We start from the raw sequence: 15,498 nt of genomic DNA on the forward strand, positions 1-15,498 counted from the left end.
CAACGTTATTGACCTTAAATAGAGTGTACCTTAAAACCGTATTTAACAAATATTGCTTGTGCAGTTTTTGTTTGCAAGTATCGGTAGAATATTCTGGTGGCGGAATTAGTATCATGACCGACAATGACCAGAGGATATTCAATGGCTTTGTGGCTATTTTCTGGGAAGGTCGCAACCGTTTTTACTTTTCTGGATATCTGTGCGTCAGTCGCATACACAATACCAAATGGTGACTCACCACGCTCGACTAGCGCTAATGCACCGCGAACATTACTTGTACGGGCTAATAACGGCATCGCTTTTTGCCATAAATCTAAACTTTCTAATGCTTGTTTAGCATAGCGACCAGCTGGTACATGATCGGGATCGCCAACTGCGATTCGACTATCACCCACTGCATGCGTGATATTCCAGTGTTTATTTAATACGATGTTATTTAATGGACTTGTACTAGGGGCGATGAGCACGAGTGAGTTACGTAACAAAGTCACACGAGAGTCTGCCGCAACCGCTTTTTGTTTCACTAAGTAATCCATCCACTTTTGATTTGCGGATAAATAGATTTGAGCGGGTGCCCCTTGGGCAATTTGTCTTGCTAAGGTTGAAGATGAAGCAAAAGAGAATACCGGATTTATTTCTGTTGGGTTTGCTATTGCGTCAGCTCTAAACGTATCACCGATTTCTGTTAAGGCGTTAGTTAATGAGGCCGCTGCAAAGATAGTTAAACGCTCTTTAGCCATAACATTACTGCTGAAAATAACTAAAATAATGGAAATGAGCTGTTTTAACCTGCTGCGATATCTCTGTGTCATGAACAATCCCTTATGTATATTTTCTTGAATGCGAGGTAAATATGCAACCGTTATATACCTAGCTATATATCGATTGGTAAATTTTAGCCCTGTTAACGTAAATTAACAAGGCTAAATTTTATTCGTTTGATTTAGTGCTAGATAACAACGCAGTTACGCCCAGCTGTTTTTGCCTCGAACAATTTCATATCCGCGTCGTTTAACGTTTCATCAAATGAGGATTTGGCGTGATCATGTAGGGCTATTCCAGCACTTAAGGTGACGTTAAACGCTGTACCATCGTGCGTGAATACTAAGTTTGATACTTGTTTTCTTATACGTTCTGCGACAGCAATTACATTTTTACTATTATCGCAGGGGCCGATAATAACAAACTCTTCACCACCATAACGAATACAGTAATCACCAGTACGTGTGCATTCCATCATAACACGGGCTACTTTTTGTAGTACTTGATCGCCACAATTATGGCCATAAGTATCATTGATTTTCTTAAAATGATCGATATCTAAAAATATGGCTGCTAGCGCTCGATTATGACGTTTTTCATTTTCTAACATGCCTGGAATCACTTCTTCTAGGAAACGCTTGGAATAGAGCTTGGTCAACGAGTCACGAACGGACTGTTTAGAGAGTATATTTATAAAATAGTTGATAGTAAGGGTCGATACGCCAATGAATAGTACAAAACCAAAAAGTAAAATACCGGTCGCTTTTGAGACAGTCCAAAATACATTTTCTTCCATATCATCAAGATATATACCGGTGCCAATTAACCAGTCCCAAGGAGCGAAGTAACTCACATAGGCTATTTTGGAAAATTGCTCTAATGAATCATTTTTAGACCAAAGGTAGGTGATCCAGCCACCAGTTTTACGCCTTTCTCTGCTAACATCGCGGAAAGGGTGGGTTCCATCTGTGTATTGCCAATCTAATAAACTCATACCAACCAGTTCTGGTTTATATGGCTGTAATAAGATCTCACCATCGAGAGAGCTTATCCAGAAGTAGCCATGATCGCCGTAGGTCGAATTTTTTAGTGAATTCATGGCATAGTTTTTTGCATCCTCATCAGATAACTGACCAGCCAAGCTAAGACCATGAAAATAGCTGATCACGCCGATTGCTGATTCGGTAAGGTGCTTCGATTGTGCCTTTTTTTCATTTTCTAAACTCGTAGAAAAAGAATCATAAAAAAACAATAGGAAAGCAATCAGTACCGAAAATATAAGAACGGATAAAGCAATTAATTTATTCTGAATCGGTAATCGATGCGAATAGGCTGAAAAATTAGGCATAGTGACACAGTTAATAATGTAATCTGTTGATATTGTAGAATATAAATTATGTGTAAATATACCTTTTTAAGAAAAAAATCAGAGAATTAATAATTTTTTAATTTTTTTGAGAACATAAAACTATTAATGTAATGAAATTAAATTGATACGCGATTACGCCCTGCGGTTTTTGCTTCATACAATTTCATATCCGCGCGTTTTAACGTGTGCTCAAAACTGTGGTTGCTATGACAATGGTGTAGTGCAATACCTGCACTTAACGTGACACTAAAAGTGGATTCGTCACTGGTGAAGCGTAATTCAGATACTTGATGACGGATCATTTCTGCCATATCAACAGCAGACATTTCACAATCGAAGAAGCCGATAAGGACGAATTCTTCACCACCGTAACGCATGCAGTAATCATTCTGTTTAGCGTTGTCATTCATTATTCTAGCTACGTGTTTCAGTACTTTATCACCGTTGTCATGGCCATGCTTGTCGTTGACGGATTTGAAGTGATCCAAGTCAATAAATATGGCTGCAAGATGATGATTCGTCATTTTATTATGATTCAGTAATGTAGGTATGATCTCTTTTAAAAAACGTTTCGTATACAAATTAGTCAGGGAATCACGTACCGATAGCTCACTTAATTGATGTACAAAATAGTTAATAATGACAACGATAGTGATAATGAAAATGAGAAAGCCAAGTAGCAAGACACCGGATGTTCGAAATACCGCCCAGAAAATATTGGATTTCATATCGTCAAGATAAAGCCCTGTACCAATAAGCCAATCCCAAGCTGGGTAGTGCGCAACATAAGATATTTTAGGGAATTCTTCAGATGTGTTTAATTTAGGCCAAGTATAAGAAACCCAACCACCGCCTTTTCTGGCTTCTCGATCAAATTCTTGGAAAATATATTTACCAGTACTGTCTGCCCAATTCGTCATATTTAAGCCGACTAAATTAGGCATGTAAGGTTGTATGAGGATCTTGCCTTTACTGTCGTTGATCCAAAAATAGCCATCATCACCATATGTTGCCGACTCTAGTGTCCGCATCGCCATTTGTTGAGCTTCGACAGTGGTTAGCTTTTCAGATAATTCGAGCTGATGAAAGTGTTGAATAATACCGAGGGCTGATTCAATAAAGTTTTTGGATTGGGCTTTTTTTTCTTCTTCTAAACTAGTTGAAAAAGAATGATAGAAGAATAATACAAAAGCAACAATCCCAATAATAATCATAATTGACAGACCAACCAATTTATTTTGGAGTGGTAGTCGATACGACTTTGAGGATAGGTTGTCCATTGTTACTCCTAATAACGTTCAATTCCATTAATGAGGTCGTGCAATATTTATGCACATACGGAATGTGACATAGCGTGTGATTATATACGGTAATGGTAGAGTTAGCGCTATCATTTGCAATTAATTTACTTATTCTCGATTATGCTGACATTATATTAATGATGGTTGCGTCGATATGACTAAATACTACTTTACCATGGCGTGTTTTTTACGCTGTATATCTTGTTCGTTTGTAACTAGGCTACAGCCATGTTGTTATTGTTTTACTGATAATGCACAATATGTACTTAATTTTCAAGGTGATAATATATCGTGGATTTAAAAGCATTACTGACGATCTCCGTTGCAGATAAAGTGTTTGCTAACCCTAAACGGATCGCGTTGTTACAGCAGATACAAGCCTGTGGTTCGATTAGTCAGGGGGCTAAACTAGCAGGGATGAGTTATAAAACAGCGTGGGATTCGGTTAAAGATATGAATACCCGTTTACCAGAACCTGTTGTAAATAGCGAAAAGGGCGGTAAAGGAGGGGGCGGTGCTAAATTAACGCCCTTTGGTGAGCGCCTACTGCAAATGTATGCACTGACCGGTCAAATGCAAGATATGGTATTAGAAGCTTTACAAGACCAGGCTATCCCAATGAATAGTTTACTGGATGTAATGGGGCATTTTTCCTTAAAAACCAGTGCTCGTAATCAATTATCGGGCACTATTTTATCATTAGATAATCAAACAGACTCCCACCAAGATAATTTAAATGTAGGCCTTCAAGTCGAACTCGCTAGTGGCTTATTACTCAATGCTTGTGTAACCCAAAGTAGTTGCGCGCGTTTGTCATTAGTCGTTGGTAAGCCCATTTTATTGTTATTCAAAGCCCCTGCGGTCAGTATTTCGCTTGAAACATCAGCGGGTGAACGCAGTAATCAAGTCTTAAGCATCGTTCATGAGATCTACAGTAATAGTCAGACAACTGAAGTGAGCTTAGTGATTCTTAACGAGCAGGACATGGCTAAAAGCACTGTGCCACAAATGATTTATGCGTCGATTGATACACAGTTGGCGAATCAACTTAACCTTACTGTTGGCGGTCAGTGTTATGCGGTATTTTCATCAAGCCAAACAATTGTGGCTTGTATGAGTTAAGTTACTTACCTTATACTGCTGATTGTCTAAGTTACAATTTGTTACATTACTGAGCATTTATGGGGTTTACTGACATTTACTTACAATTAACTGTTGGTTACACCTATATAATGAGTAGATATTTGATGTATGTTATGCCTGTAGCGCGCGAAAATCACGAGGTTTTATTGATTATATGTTTGTAAATATTATAAACCATTGATGATGGAAAATATTTTTAGAACTGCATGACACCGCTAACATTAGTATATGTTATTGATATAAATCATTTGTTATTATCGAGATTTTATGAACCTATTTTTAATTACACTGACGTTGCTATTATCAGTGAATGTTAATGCGCAACAGTCTCAAACGCTTAGGCCGTTAACGGTACAGTCGATAGAGCTGAATACGGTTGAGTTCAAAGCCATTGAAACATCGATTGCAGAATTTGTAAATTATACGGCGACGGGAGCTGAATCTGAGCAAATTATGGCTTTAGGTAAAGAAATCATTCGTGTTATTGACGCTGGACTTGTGGAGTTACACAAAGTAAACCCAAAACAAGTAAAAGCAATTCATCATTTGATGGAATATGTTGAAAGTGACCATCAACGTTATATGAAACCGTATAACTTTGTTGTTGTAGCTACTAAAAATAGTAAATCGTTATATGTAACGCATGATACGGTTTTTAAAGCTGCAGGGTTATGGTTGAAAGATTTATCTTACCAGTATACGAATGATACTTTTACCTATCAGGTTGCTACGGATGCTCAAGCGGACTTGTACCTTTCTTATCGGTTAACGGTTAATTTATCTGGTGCTATCACGTTATGTAAAAGTGATGGAATAGAAGAACGTTGCGTGAGTGAAAACTTGAAAGAAGAACGTGTAACTTACACTGATAGCCTAACCACAATTACAGGCGTGGTTGATTTTAACGGTTTTGAGGGCGAATCATTTATTCATTTTTATAGTAAAGAAGCGAATAAAACAAGCATGATTAATTTAGATAAAGTGGATATTGAGGTTCAGTAAAAATACGAAGTGAACCTCAACATTAACTGTTTAAGCTGTCTTTTTGAAAGGCAGGATATTTAACAGCGCGCCATTAATATCGAGCCTTAACAATGTGCCGTTTATTAAATTAATAGTGTACCCAACGGTGTGGGTCTGATACATACCATTGACATCAAAACATTGCTCTACAGGTTTAAATGCCGTTACTTTGTGCTGCTTAATCCCATCATCAAAAAACAACGCTGTTGGGTGAATTACAGCGTCATTCTTTAGTAACGTACAGATCGGACTGACAGAGTCTATTGTGAACACAATCATTTTATTTCCATTCTTTGTGACTATCTCAGGTTTTTATTATTACTGAAATTTCGATGTATATTCGTCTACTTATTTAGGATTGACCTACATTAACAATACAATGTCGTAAAATAACATGGCCTATATTATCAAGGTGGATTTTTTTACGTAGCCTTACAAAAAAACAAACCTGTTAAGTCACCTTGTTTCCTTAAGTGGTTATTAAATAAGTTTATTTGTTGGTTCATGGTATGGTCTTTGTTTTTAAATCCATATACGAGGATAATTCAATACCTTGTTCATTTATTTGTAATCCAGTGTTAATACGTAGATTGTAATTTTTTAGCGCTTCCAATTCGGGCGGAACGGCTTGGCCACTGAGCTCTGCTGCGGTAACCAAGGGTGTAAATGCTTTACTGTAATCGATTGAGATACTGTATATCCCTGTTGCACTTATGAGTTTATCGCCAAGTGCATTAGCAATTTTTTCGGTTTTAGCACCGTTGAAAATAACTATATGTTCTTTATGTATGATTAACTTAGGGTTCAGTCCAGGCAAGGGGGAAAATGGCACCAGCGATGATAGTTCAACAATATTACCGTTGGCTGGTAATTTTACATCAGCTAATTCAGGTCTGAAAGTCGAAATAATATTAAACAATGCTCTTGGATCGTTGGCTGATAAGCTAATAATTGCGTCTAAACTTTTGATGGTCAGTTCACTTTTATTTTCATCTAAGCTGTAATCAATGATTGCCGCGGAAATTCCTTTAATACTATTGGCCATTGCAGTCATCACACCTAGCATCGCAGGGTTGTTTTGTTGAATCGCGGATTGCATCTGTCGTAAAGGTGGGCAGATATAAGCGGGTTGCTGTAGTTCACTCCAAATATTATTGATTGCGGGAGATAAACTACCGACATCCAACCCAATACCAAATGATAAAACAGTATTATTGAGGTCGTTTACATATTCAGGAATGAACCCTGTTAGTTGTGTTAAAGCGGATAATATTGTTTGATTATTGCTTTCGATGACTATCGATATATCGAACGTTGTTTTATCGTTATTAATGTCAAATTGGTGAAAGCCAAATACCGTGCGTGGCCAACTGTTGGCAATGCTATTGAGTTCTATTTTACATTGGGGTTGTTGATATATTTGTAGTTGGCTTTGATCTTTTGTCTGCATAAATTTCGCAATATGTTGACCAAGTAAACTTCCATTTGGTGAGGTAATTGCTTGGGTAATTGCTTTGTGGCTTATGTAACCAATTGATTGAGGCTTAAAATTGTGTTTTTCGATGATCTCGTCGAGTATGTTTGAATTAGCCATCGATTGTTCGAAAGGTGTTATACCTAATGCATTTTCTAATAGTAATGATTCGTTTAACCCTATATTAAAGGTAATGGTCAATAGATTGTCATGTTGGCTAATAATTAATTCTAGCTGTTCAGGGTCTGTTTCGTCAGTGAGCGTATAAGCACGATACTCGCGTTGTTTTATTTTCCGTTGAGCATGGGTAAACCCACTTTTAGCCTCTGCTTTATCTAACAGTGCCCATATTGCATCTGGATTGATTACATCCACTTTGAATACTGGAATAATGCCGAGGGTATAGAAGTAACCTTGTATTTCTTCTGCAATACCAAACGTAGTCATAAAAGTATCTGCATCTTGCATATTTTCCAGATAACGTTGTGCCAAATTTAGAAAAAAATTTAGTTTGGTATTTGTCGGATCATAATCGTCATCTTCATATATGGTGGTAATAATATCGTTCGGTGAGTCACTGTAAGTATTAGCCATTGAATTGATATAGCGTTTTACGGGAAATGGCGCTAATTGACCATAGAAGATGACTGTATTTTCTGGAATATAATTTAATACTGCGTGTTTATCTAATATCGTTTTTTTATTTGATACGTTGTTTTGCGTCAGTAAATAACCCCCAGCTGCGGCTGCTATAATTAAAACACCTGCAATTAAAATCCGTTTCATTGTATTCATCCATCTTATACTTTGTTATTTGTAGTATGGTATATTTATTCTCGTTCGTTAATTATATCAAGAATATGGAGCCCATTGGTATGATGGATTAGTTCGCTTAATGAGCGTTGCAGTATATCCAGATGACTTATTTGATAAATATTGTTTTAAATACTGTTTTTTTCTAATCGATTAGATTATAACGATAGCCTAACAGTAGAAAGGTATATAGTTTAGTTGACATTGGAAGAGTCATTTAGTCATGGAAAATGAAAGTTACAGTAAGCTCGAAATACCAACTGAGATCCGGAATAATTGGCAGGGTTTGATTGAGCATATCTCCGAAATATCATCGATTCCTGCATCGCTTATAATGCGACTACAGTCAGATAATATAGAAGTTTGTGCTGCTAATAAACATCAAGATAACCCTTACCGTGTTGGTTATAAAGAGGCATTGAGTGGTAATTTTCTGTGTAAAGAAGTTATTCATACACAACGACCACTTATTGTTGAAAATGCATTAAAGTCTCGAATCTGGCGTGATAATCGAGATGCTAAACTCGGCTTAATTTCTTATTATGGTTTACCAGTAAATTGGCCGACAGGGAAACCGTTCGGTACGATCTGTATGCTCGATATTAAAGAGCATAGTTATACCGACTCACAACTTAGATTATTATCATTATTCAAAACGATGGTCGAGAATAGTCTCACTATCTTATATCAGCAATATGTATTAGAAGAGAAAGTGGCGTTGCGAACATCGGAGCTTGAGCAAGTTAATACGCGATTAGCCAAAGCATTGGATAAGCATGCTGCCGCAACACAAGTTATTCATCATCAAAAATACCGTCATGGATTAACAGGCCTGCCAAACATTCATGAATTAGAAAAATACTTTCATGAAAAGATTCTACCGTATGAAAAGAAAGCCGCACTGATACATTTACGTGTTACTAACCTAACGCAAATTCGTGATAATGTAGGTTTATTATGCTCGCAGCATATCACTTGTTATGTGGCTGATAGGCTAAAAACGTCATGTCCGCCAGAGGTTTATTTGGCACTCTTGTCAGATGATGATTTTGCGCTTGTTTATCAGCAAGATGATGACGATTTGGCCATCACATTGACGGCGATTATCGATAGCTTATTTATAGAGCTAAACGATACTATCCCTTTTCAAGGAAATCACATTAGTTTAACGCGTTGCATGGGCATCTCTATTTATCCAGAACATGGTAAGAACTTCTTAGACCTGATGCATAATGCGAGTGTTGCGGCATCAGAATGCCAGGCTCATCATCGAGATTATCAATTTTTTGATAATACGTTAAGAGCAGAACTTATGGACCGATTTCAATTGGAATCACAATTAACCCATGCTTTAGCTAACGATGAACTGAGTTTGCATTATCAACCGCTATTTGACGTCGAAAATGAAAAATTAATCGGTGCTGAAGCATTATTACGTTGGCATAATCCATTATTGGGTGTTGTTGGGCCTGATAAGTTTATTCCTATTGCTGAAGAGTTGGGAATGATGATCGAAGTCGGCTATTTTGTTTTACGTTCAGCCATTAAGCAGTTAGCTTGTTGGCAAAAAAGTCATCATGATGACTTTTTTGTGGCCGTAAACCTATCGCCTTTACAGTTAGAAGATTTAACCTTAGTGGACAAAATTGAAGAATTACTAAAAACATATAAGGTTAGTGCAAAATCGCTTGAAATAGAAATTACTGAGAATGTGTTTTTAGGTGAGCAAGAAGATACACTAAAAGTCTTAAAGCGTATTAATGCATTAGGTATTCGTATCGCATTGGATGATTTTGGAACGGGATATTCATCGTTAAGTTATATTCATCGTTTCCCGTTTAGTACCGTGAAGATTGATCGTAGCTTTATCTCTAGCTTAAACTCGTCGTCCGTTAATCGGCATTTGGTGACGGCTATTATTTCAATGGCGACGGCCTTTGGTTTGAAAGTTGTCGTAGAAGGTATTGAAGATAAAGAACAAGCGAAATTTGTACGAGATGCTGGTGGGCATATTTATCAAGGCTACCATTTTGGTCGACCTGTGAGTGTTACAGCGTTTTCACGTCAATATATTCAATCATGAATACTGGTTTTGTAGATGCAGATGCCTATTAGCGATAACTAATAGGCATTTTGTATTTTTAGTCTTGTAAATTAAGCCGTTGTTTGCTCTGTTTGGCTGTCTATTGTTTCAGATTTTGATTTAAGCAGTCGGCTGGTGATTGTGCCGGCTGCCATAGAGCCACTTACATTCAATGCGGTACGCGCCATATCTATTAATGGTTCAATCGAAATAAGTAATGCTGCGATAGTCACAGGTAATCCCATTGCAGGTAATACGATAAGCGCGGCAAACGTAGCACCACCACCCACACCGGCAATACCAAATGAACTCACAATGATAATAGCGACAAGCGATAAGATGAAGCCAAAGTCCATTGGGTCAATACCGACACTTGGCGCTACCATGACAGCTAACATCGCAGGGTAGATACCCGCACAGCCATTTTGACCAATCGTTGCACCAAATGATGCTGACAGGTTCGCAATTGCTGGTGGTACGTTTAGCTTGTTGATTTGCGCTTCTACGTTTAATGGTATTGTTGCTGCACTGCTGCGTGAGCTAAAGGCAAAAGTCAGTACTGGCCAGATTTTCTTGAAGTATTCTGTTGGTTTAACGCCAACAAATGAAACTAAGATACCATGTACAACAAACATCAGTAAGATCGCTACGTAAGATGCGATGATGAAACCAAGCAAGTTAAGAATATCACCCGCACTTGATGTTGCCACCACTTTCATCATTAACGCTAAGATACCGTAAGGTGTGATCGCCATGATCATTTTCACTAAACGCATGACAATAGCTTGTGACACATCAACAAAGGTATTGATTGGTTTTGCTAATTCGGCATTTTCAGCACTTACTTTAAGAGCCGCAATACCCACTAGAATACCAAAGATAACGACAGCAATAATTGACGTTGAACGTGCGCCTGTTAAATCTGCAAACGGGTTCGTTGGAATAAAGCTAACTAACATTTGTGGAATGCTTAAATCGCTTACTTGTCCTGCACGTGATTCGATAACGGTTACACGCGCGACTTCACGAGCTCCTTCGGTTAGACCTTCAGCTGATAAGCCAAATAGTTGCGCGATACCAATACCAATAAGTGCGGAGATCATGGTGGTAAACAGTAACACACAAATGGTTAAACCACTGATTTTACCGAGTGACCCTGAGCGGTCTAATTTAACTACTGCTGAGATCATTGATATTAATACTAATGGCATGATCACCATTTTTAGCAAGCCAACGTAGCCTTTACCGACAATATCAACCCAAGCTAGGGTCTCTTGAATGACATGACTACCTTCGCCATAACCAAGTTGTAGCAGTAAACCGAATACACTACCAGAAACAAGGCCGAGTAAAACGAGACGTGAAAGAGTGTGGCCCTTTCGTTGTTGACCATTTAATAAATAAATGAGGATACCAAATACCGCTAAGTTAGCGATAACAACTAATGACATGAGCAATTCCTGTGGGTGATTTTAGCTTAAGGAACCAGAGAGTACTGCCTTGTGCGGTTTTTTTAAGCTATTTAATAACAATTGGTTAAATTTATATCAGCAGATTACACTAGTGATCTTATAACCTAAAAGAATTAAAATTCATTAGATATTGCATTTGGTAATATAAAAAGTCGTGAGGGGAGGTGGAAGTATAAATCTGAGGTTATAATATTAGTTTTGGCGGATAACTACCTCATAGGGAGAAAACTTTAGCCGTTGCATAACTGTCTCAGATCAACGAAATGTTGGCTGTTAATCAACTTGACGTAAAATTAAGTTGAATTATTCAAAGAATGTTGAATAATAGGGGGACAATATAAGTGACTCAAGTCACAACAATAGTCTGAAACAGGAATCATATTCACATGTCTAACTCATTTGTACTCGTGATCAACTCTGGTAGCTCATCGTTAAAATTTGCTCTTATCGATTCAAACACTGGAGATGCTATTCTTAATGGATTAGGAGAGTGTTTTGGCCTTCCTGAAGCGGCTGTTAGCTGGAAGTACGAAGGGCAGAAGTTTGAAGAAGCAATTACAGCTGAAGGTGATCACCATGAGCTTGCGATTAACCGCATTGTTGTCTTAATCGAAAGTTTAGGTTTAACTTCACAAATTGTTGCCGTTGGTCATCGTATTGTTCATGGTGGAGAGAAGTTTACCAGCACAGTACAAATTGATGAATCTGTATTAAACGAAATTCGTAACCTGTCAGATCTTGCGCCATTGCATAACCCTGCTGGTGCAAAAGGCATTGAAGCTGCAATGCATGCTTTCCCATCATTGCCACAGTTTGCAGTATTTGATACTGCATTCCACCAGACTATGCCTGCAAAAGCATTTACTGGTGCTATCTCGAACAAGCTTTACAAAGACTACGGTATTCGTCGTTATGGTTTCCATGGTACAAGTCATTATTTCGTTAGTCGTGAAGCCGCTAAAATGATTAATAAGCCTGTCGAAGAAAGCAGCTTTATTTCCGTTCACTTAGGTAATGGTGCGTCTGTATGTGCCATTCGTGATGGTCAAAGTGTTGATACAAGCATGGGCTTTACACCACTAGCTGGCCTTATGATGGGGACGCGTTGTGGTGACTTAGATCCAGGCATCATTGAGTTCTTACTTAAAAAAGGCTGGTCACAAGACGAAGTTTATAAAGAACTGAATACTAACTCAGGCTTTATGGGTGTATCTGGTTTAACAAGTGACTGTCGTGGTATCGTTGAAGCAATGGAGCAAGGCCATAAAGGCGCGACATTGGCATTCCAAGTATTTACTTACCGTGTGGCGAAATATATTGCTTCATACATGGTATCGCTTGAATCACTTGACGGTATAATCTTTACTGGTGGCATTGGTGAAAACTCATTACCGATCCGTCGTGAAGTACTCAATTACCTTAAAATATTTGGTTATCAAGAAGATAAACAAGCTAATGAAGATGCTCGATTTGGTAATTGCGGTATTATTACTAAAACGGATACAGCAGTTGTAATGGTAATCCCAACGAATGAAGAATTCGTTATCGCACAGCAGTCTGTAGAACTGTTGTCATAAATCATTTTTAATCTAAATTATTAAGCCCGCTTTTTTAGCGGGTTTTTTTATGTTTTTTTTAGCTCATTTATCATTAAATATCTTAGACAATCACCAATAAGTTTGATGTTGTTAAATATAACAAATTCAACGGCTGTAACATTGCATTAACCTATCGGTTAACTCCTTGTTAACTTTAAATCCCGTGTTTCACGCTTTTTCATTGCTAATATCTTGTGCGGTGAGCTATATCCGTGTCTAGTATAGTAATTATGTGTTGATGGTATGTTCCTTTAATGTTGTACGTATTTACCATCTTCTTGTTTGCATTTGACTCTTGTTATTGAAGTGTTAAGGATAAAAACATGAAGAAAAAACTATTATTTGTAGCGTTAGCCTTATCCAGTTCAATCACGCTGGTTGGCTGTGGTGGCGGTGGTGATGATGATGATAAAAACACGGGGAAGGTAACTACACCCACAGTTCCAGTTCCAGTTCCAGTTGTCACAGTTCCTGCACCCGTAGTTATACCTCCGGTGGTCACAGTTCCTGCACCCGTAGTTATACCTCCGGTGGTCACAGTTCCTGTACCCGTAGTTATACCTCCGGTGGTCACAGTTCCTACATCCGTTTTTTATAACGTAAAAGTAATCGATGGGTATTTAAAAAATGCGCAAGTTTGGCTCGATATTGACGGTGATAAACAACGTGGTGATGATGAACCTTCAATATTATCGGGTGATGGGGGCGTAGCTCAATTAGATGTTACTAATACCGTTAACCCAGAGAAATACTCCGCTTTTGCAAAAATAATTTTTGATCAAACCGTTGATGAAGACACTGGTTCAGCCGCCAATAATTATGTCATGTCAGCACCACCTGGTGAAATGGAAATAACCCCACTATCAACCCTAGTCGATATTGAGATCGCGCACAATACAGATGGCAGTGAAAGTGAAGAACAATTAGCTGTGGTAAAACAAGAGGCAGTTGTTAAGGTTGCTAATGATTTTGGTATACCTGAAGATTATGTATTAAGTGATTTTATCGCGGATAGTCGCCCTAATATTGCTTACGTAGCCGAGAATATAGTTAGTTCTAAGATATTGCCTGATGATGAAAATGAATTCATTGCTGTGATTACCGATGACACTGAGGATGCCCTGTTTAATAAACTGACGACGGCTGTTAGTGGAATGATTAAAAGTAGAATGACTGAAGATACTTTCGATATTGAAATTGCTGTATTTGATCGCGCAGCTGATTTAGACAGCGATAATGATGCCGATGGTGTACCTAATGCGTTAGATGCATTACCAGACAATGCGGATGAGTGGTTAGACAGTGATGGTGATAATATCGGTAATAATGCCGATCCTGATGATGATAATGATAATGTTGCTGATATTGACGATAAAGACCCACTTGATTCGGAAGTCGGAGAATATGCTGACTGTGAAGTGCGTTATACGTCCGGGGATGCTTCAATTGAGAGTTTTAATGCCCAATTAGAGGCGTGTGAACGGATTCCTGATATGGATTTAGCAGGTAACTCTATTTTACGGGTCACAGGTTCTCTTCAAACTCGTTCTTATGTATTTAATGTTGATAATACCGCATTTTATTATCGTAACGGTGTTAAGTACAATCGTATATGGGTAATCAATGATGATGATAATTTAGAACTTTATAACGGTGAAGAGCAACCTCTTAATTACGTCATGCGACTTGTAGATGACTCAAACGGCAACCTAACGTTTGCAGTTTATGATAACGGTCGTCAATCGATATGGAGTACGACTTATAAAAGTGTCGATCTCTCTGTTGATATACTCGCTTGTGAAGACCTTGATTCAGGATGGGACGAAGTGAATGATGTGCCTCTCACGTATCGTAGTCTCGATGAGTTTAAACAAGTTGTTACATCTTGTCAGGATGGAAAATTACTCGCGGCATTCAGTGATAGTTTGATTGACCGAGGGATTACGCTCACGACTGGTGATGCATTTAACCAAGCGGATGACATTGATACATATCAGTTTAACCAAGATGGTAGTGGTGTGTTTACTCATAACAACGGCGCTGGTGATGTCAGTATTCCAATGACTTGGATGATTTACGAAGAGGGCATCGTTAAGGTTGTTATGGAGTATACAGATGGGAATGATGTCGCTCAAACTGCCCATGATTACCTTGCAATAGTTGAAACTAACGGCATTGATTTTAGTGTTAAAGTCTTTAGTCGAGGCACTGCGTTACAAGGTATTGATGATACCGATTTCGGTGAGTTAGGGAGTCGTGTATTGAAAGTCCCTGATGTTGAATAACTAACGTATTCAAATTTGAGTATCGCTATTTTCCATGAAATGCCCGTCAGCCTAGCTGGTGGGCATTTTTGATTGAACTCGATTAGCCTAATTGATAGTTAATTACCTATTGAGCATAAGGTTAGATTATGGTCTTTTCATTGGAGGGAAATAGGCCACAACCATTTTTCAGATC

General features: G+C 38.1%; 11 protein-coding genes. 5 read left to right on the forward strand and 6 right to left on the reverse strand.

The genetic code is table 11. The features are described 5' to 3' along the window. Nucleotides 1–14 precede the first annotated feature (14 nt). From modA to HWV02_RS07180, 3 genes are all read right to left on the reverse strand, one after another. Complete coding sequence (gene modA / locus HWV02_RS07170) at nt 15–812, reverse strand: molybdate ABC transporter substrate-binding protein (protein ID WP_211690018.1); 798 nt, start codon at nt 810–812, stop codon at nt 15–17. A 137-nt stretch (nt 813–949) separates the two neighbouring features. Further along, nucleotides 950–2,110 (reverse strand): diguanylate cyclase, encoded by a 1,161-nt coding sequence (locus HWV02_RS07175; protein WP_211690019.1) that lies wholly within the window; start codon nt 2,108–2,110, stop codon nt 950–952. A 137-nt stretch (nt 2,111–2,247) separates the two neighbouring features. Then, complete coding sequence (locus HWV02_RS07180) at nt 2,248–3,345, reverse strand: diguanylate cyclase (RefSeq protein WP_211690541.1); 1,098 nt, start codon at nt 3,343–3,345, stop codon at nt 2,248–2,250. A 378-nt stretch (nt 3,346–3,723) separates the two neighbouring features. On the opposite strand from HWV02_RS07180, the gene HWV02_RS07185 reads away from it, so the two are divergent. Both HWV02_RS07185 and HWV02_RS07190 read left to right on the forward strand, forming a co-directional pair. Next, a complete protein-coding gene (locus tag HWV02_RS07185) occupies nt 3,724–4,554 on the forward strand; it encodes a TOBE domain-containing protein (RefSeq protein ID WP_211690020.1) in 831 nt (276 codons plus the stop codon). A 288-nt stretch (nt 4,555–4,842) separates the two neighbouring features. After that, the gene (locus tag HWV02_RS07190; RefSeq protein WP_211690021.1) at nt 4,843–5,577 is read left to right on the forward strand and encodes a hypothetical protein; all 735 of its coding nucleotides are present in this window, start codon (nt 4,843–4,845) and stop codon (nt 5,575–5,577) included. Nucleotides 5,578–5,607: 30 nt separating this feature from the next. On the opposite strand, the gene HWV02_RS07195 is transcribed toward HWV02_RS07190, so the two are convergent. Further along, nucleotides 5,608–5,877, reverse strand: a complete 270-nt coding sequence (locus HWV02_RS07195) for a hypothetical protein (RefSeq protein WP_211679100.1) — start codon at nt 5,875–5,877, stop codon at nt 5,608–5,610. Between the two features lie 223 nt (nt 5,878–6,100). Further along, complete coding sequence (locus tag HWV02_RS07200; protein ID WP_211690022.1) at nt 6,101–7,858, reverse strand: hypothetical protein; 1,758 nt, start codon at nt 7,856–7,858, stop codon at nt 6,101–6,103. A 250-nt stretch (nt 7,859–8,108) separates the two neighbouring features. On the opposite strand from HWV02_RS07200, the gene HWV02_RS07205 reads away from it, so the two are divergent. Further along, a complete protein-coding gene (locus HWV02_RS07205; protein ID WP_211690023.1) occupies nt 8,109–9,968 on the forward strand; it encodes an EAL domain-containing protein in 1,860 nt (619 codons plus the stop codon). A 71-nt stretch (nt 9,969–10,039) separates the two neighbouring features. Here HWV02_RS07205 and HWV02_RS07210 read toward each other — a convergent pair whose 3' ends face one another. After that, the gene (locus tag HWV02_RS07210) at nt 10,040–11,419 is read right to left on the reverse strand and encodes an L-cystine transporter (RefSeq protein ID WP_211679103.1); all 1,380 of its coding nucleotides are present in this window, start codon (nt 11,417–11,419) and stop codon (nt 10,040–10,042) included. Between the two features lie 407 nt (nt 11,420–11,826). Between HWV02_RS07210 and HWV02_RS07215 the strand changes: the two genes are divergently transcribed. Both HWV02_RS07215 and HWV02_RS07220 read left to right on the forward strand, forming a co-directional pair. Next, a complete protein-coding gene (locus HWV02_RS07215; RefSeq protein WP_211679104.1) occupies nt 11,827–13,017 on the forward strand; it encodes an acetate/propionate family kinase in 1,191 nt (396 codons plus the stop codon). Between the two features lie 344 nt (nt 13,018–13,361). Beyond that, entirely contained in the window at nt 13,362–15,323 is a 1,962-nt protein-coding gene (locus HWV02_RS07220; protein ID WP_211690024.1) for a hypothetical protein, read from the forward strand. Nucleotides 15,324–15,498 lie beyond the last annotated feature (175 nt).

Source organism: Moritella sp. 28 (genome assembly GCF_018219435.1).
Lineage (GTDB): Bacteria > Pseudomonadota > Gammaproteobacteria > Enterobacterales > Moritellaceae > Moritella.

Excerpts from the sequence above, each read along its gene's own strand:
- modA (WP_211690018.1), bottom strand. The coding sequence starts at position 812 with ATGACACAGAGATATCGCAGCAGGTTAAAACAGCTCATTTCCATTATT.
- HWV02_RS07175 (WP_211690019.1), bottom strand. The coding sequence starts at position 2,110 with ATGCCTAATTTTTCAGCCTATTCGCATCGATTACCGATTCAGAATAAA.
- HWV02_RS07180 (WP_211690541.1), bottom strand. The coding sequence starts at position 3,345 with ATGATTATTATTGGGATTGTTGCTTTTGTATTATTCTTCTATCATTCT.
- HWV02_RS07190 (WP_211690021.1), top strand. The coding sequence starts at position 4,843 with ATGAACCTATTTTTAATTACACTGACGTTGCTATTATCAGTGAATGTT.
- HWV02_RS07195 (WP_211679100.1), bottom strand. The coding sequence starts at position 5,877 with ATGATTGTGTTCACAATAGACTCTGTCAGTCCGATCTGTACGTTACTA.
- HWV02_RS07200 (WP_211690022.1), bottom strand. The coding sequence starts at position 7,858 with ATGAAACGGATTTTAATTGCAGGTGTTTTAATTATAGCAGCCGCAGCT.
- HWV02_RS07205 (WP_211690023.1), top strand. The coding sequence starts at position 8,109 with ATGGAAAATGAAAGTTACAGTAAGCTCGAAATACCAACTGAGATCCGG.
- HWV02_RS07210 (WP_211679103.1), bottom strand. The coding sequence starts at position 11,419 with ATGTCATTAGTTGTTATCGCTAACTTAGCGGTATTTGGTATCCTCATT.
- HWV02_RS07215 (WP_211679104.1), top strand. The coding sequence starts at position 11,827 with ATGTCTAACTCATTTGTACTCGTGATCAACTCTGGTAGCTCATCGTTA.
- HWV02_RS07220 (WP_211690024.1), top strand. The coding sequence starts at position 13,362 with ATGAAGAAAAAACTATTATTTGTAGCGTTAGCCTTATCCAGTTCAATC.